Raw genomic sequence first — 2,533 nt, 5'->3', positions numbered from 1 at the left:
TGAGCAATCAAAAAGTAGAAGTAAAAATTGCTTGTGGTGTATTAAATCGTTTTACGTCGCTGGGCATGCCTCAAAGCTATAAATCTGTCTAAACAGCCTCAAAAGACCAGATGATTCAGTACTGCAACAAAGCTCCTAGGTGAGCCAAGTTATTCTACAACGATAACTTATGATCTTAATGTACCTGGAAGTTTGCCTGGTAATGTTGATCCAAACTCTTTAGCTAGCGTTGGTGCTAAGTATTACAATAGATTTTTGGGAAAAGTTGAGAAAAGAGTTAGTCTTGACTCTAATACTGGAAGATTAGCACGAGCACATTTTGAAGATTTAACCTCTAATTTTGCCGATAATGTAACAAGTAGCAATTTCGCTTCATGGAAGAGATCTTTACAACAAAGTGGAATTAGCGACAGAAATATTCAAGATGTAATTCACCACGGCTCTCTAAAAAAAGGAGAAAATATCTTTGGTGATGATTGGGCGAAGTATTATTCAGAAATATCTGGTACAGAAATTCCAAGAGACGCTATGATACGACCACACGCACATCATAAAGCCGAGAAAAAAGGTGGTTTAGCAGCAGGAGCATTGAATAGACAAATACTGCAAGAAGTCAATATAAATCCCGAGCTATCAAGGCACAACTTGACATGGGCTCCAAATGTTAAAGGCCAACACGGATTTTCCCCTCAGTCTGAATTATTAAAAATGTTGCTAGAAGTCAGGGGGGATAGAAATGGAGTAATTAAAGTTCTTAGACAGTGGGACGAAATTTCAAAATCGAGATAAATCGTTATGAATATATCGAATGTACAAAGAGTGATTACTGAACTTTTATTAGATGCTTGTAAAAAATGTGTGTCACATTTAAAGCAAGAAATGAAAGATAAAATATACGCATTTGTATTGTACCCATCTTCGGGGTTTAGAGATTTTGGTTTGGCTATTTCAACTAAAGAAAGCTTGAAAAAAAGTGATGGCAATGAGGGTTTAGTGTTTGATGAAGATCTGTTCAAATCGCTTCAAAATCATCCAGATTTGCTTGCTATGGCTCAAAATTACTCGACTTCTAAAGACTATTTTGAGCTTACAGCAAGTGAGTGGGATAATGTCAGTATATATCCTGAGTTATTTGAAAGTTTAAATGATTACATATATAAGCATTATGATAGGTTTTATGAAGAAGGGTTAGAACCACAGCAAATAAGTGATGTATTTAAAAACGCTATCATATCTGTATTTAAATCGATAGAAAAAGCCGGTTTGTTTAACGATAATATTTTTGAAAGGGATGTACTAAAAGGTGTTCAGTTTTCGGATTTATCCAATCCCGAACTAATAAAATCAGTCTCTGCCCAAGTAAATTCAAGTGCTTGGCATAAGAAGCTTAGCAATAACATAGAAAAGATGGCAAAGTGAAAGTTAAAACGAAGAAAGGGACACCTTGTGCGCCGGGCTAAGCCGGCAAAAGGTCACCAAAAAAGAGGCCACTCGCTTTTTGATGTTGATCAAAAAGTAGTCTGTTGTATGTGGTTATGGTGGTGTTTAAAGCTGAAAAGTCTGTAGATAAAGAGTTTCATAAATTAGCAGAATCATGGCTGTCTCTAGATCATACTAAGTATAAATCAGGGTATTAAGTCAATCTGTATGGTTGCTCGTGCCCTCAGCGCTCCTCCCCCTCCTCAGAATACCAACCCCCCTCGAAAAAACTTCCGATAACCCTTGTTATCGGCTATTTCGACGATTTTCGCGTAAGATATTATCATTTTCTGTATTATGTAATACTAAATACGATAACTGTCTTAAGTCTGATAGAGGGAGTGGTTTAGTGAAAGTAGCGCTAAGAGACCATTTCCGCCAACCTTGAAAAACTGCGTAGTTTTGGAATTAGTGTTGCGTATTGAGGCTATATGTAGATGATATAGCGGCTCAAGGTAAGCGGAAATAAAAAAGCCCACTCTTGGGTTGACTAGGAAGTGGGCTTTCTATGGTATTCAACAAAGAACAACAATATCGGAAACGAGTTTATTGACTTCCTAACCACCCTGAAGGACAGCGTTTTTCGTGAAACCGATAGAAAAGGCGAGTACTGCATTTACTCGCCCTATGATAGTGCGTTATGGGCTTGCCGGTGTAATATACAACTACTTTATTAAGTTTTTTTTCTGGATATACCACACTCAACTTACTTTGATGCACCATTGTTGCTTGGGAAGTAAAAAGAAATAACTAAGGTAACAAGCGGTAAAGCTCCAATTTTGATGAGCTCGAATATGCTGGCTAATGCTTTGTTATCTGGAGCATAAGCATAGCCAGCAAAAACACCTACACAAATAACGGCGAGACAAAGAAGCACCTGCTTACCAAATACTAAGCGGGCACTTTCGTCAATCTGAACACCTTTACTCTCACCACCAAACATTGCACTAATATCAACGTCACTCGTTTGGTTGTTTTGTTCCATTAAACCCCCACTACACGCCCTAAAGCCTCTAGATGATGTGAGTTAGGATCTTCCCTGACTATACCAAGT

3 protein-coding genes are annotated in these 2,533 nt (G+C 37.8%); 2 read left to right on the top strand and 1 reads right to left on the bottom strand.

The window, feature by feature from the left end:
• Positions 1 to 192: 192 nt before the first annotated feature.
• Together F607_RS0126220 and F607_RS0126215 are read left to right on the top strand one after the other, a co-directional pair.
• Positions 193 to 789 (top strand): hypothetical protein, encoded by a 597-nt coding sequence (locus F607_RS0126220; protein ID WP_027710368.1) that lies wholly within the window; start codon positions 193 to 195, stop codon positions 787 to 789.
• Positions 790 to 819: 30 nt separating this feature from the next.
• Positions 820 to 1,419 carry a DUF4303 domain-containing protein gene (locus F607_RS0126215; RefSeq protein ID WP_169719855.1) on the top strand — a complete coding sequence of 200 codons (600 nt, stop codon included), beginning with the start codon at positions 820 to 822 and terminating at the stop codon, positions 1,417 to 1,419.
• 766 nt (positions 1,420 to 2,185) lie between these two features.
• On the opposite strand, the gene F607_RS0126210 is transcribed toward F607_RS0126215, so the two are convergent.
• Positions 2,186 to 2,464 carry a hypothetical protein gene (locus tag F607_RS0126210; protein ID WP_157365616.1) on the bottom strand — a complete coding sequence of 93 codons (279 nt, stop codon included), beginning with the start codon at positions 2,462 to 2,464 and terminating at the stop codon, positions 2,186 to 2,188.
• Between the last annotated feature and the right edge of the window lie 69 nt (positions 2,465 to 2,533).

The organism is Zooshikella ganghwensis DSM 15267 (genome assembly GCF_000428585.1).
Taxonomy (GTDB): Bacteria; Pseudomonadota; Gammaproteobacteria; order Pseudomonadales; family Zooshikellaceae; genus Zooshikella; species Zooshikella ganghwensis.
Note: the sequence above shows the minus strand (reverse complement) of the source record. Positions and strands in the feature narration are given on the sequence as shown.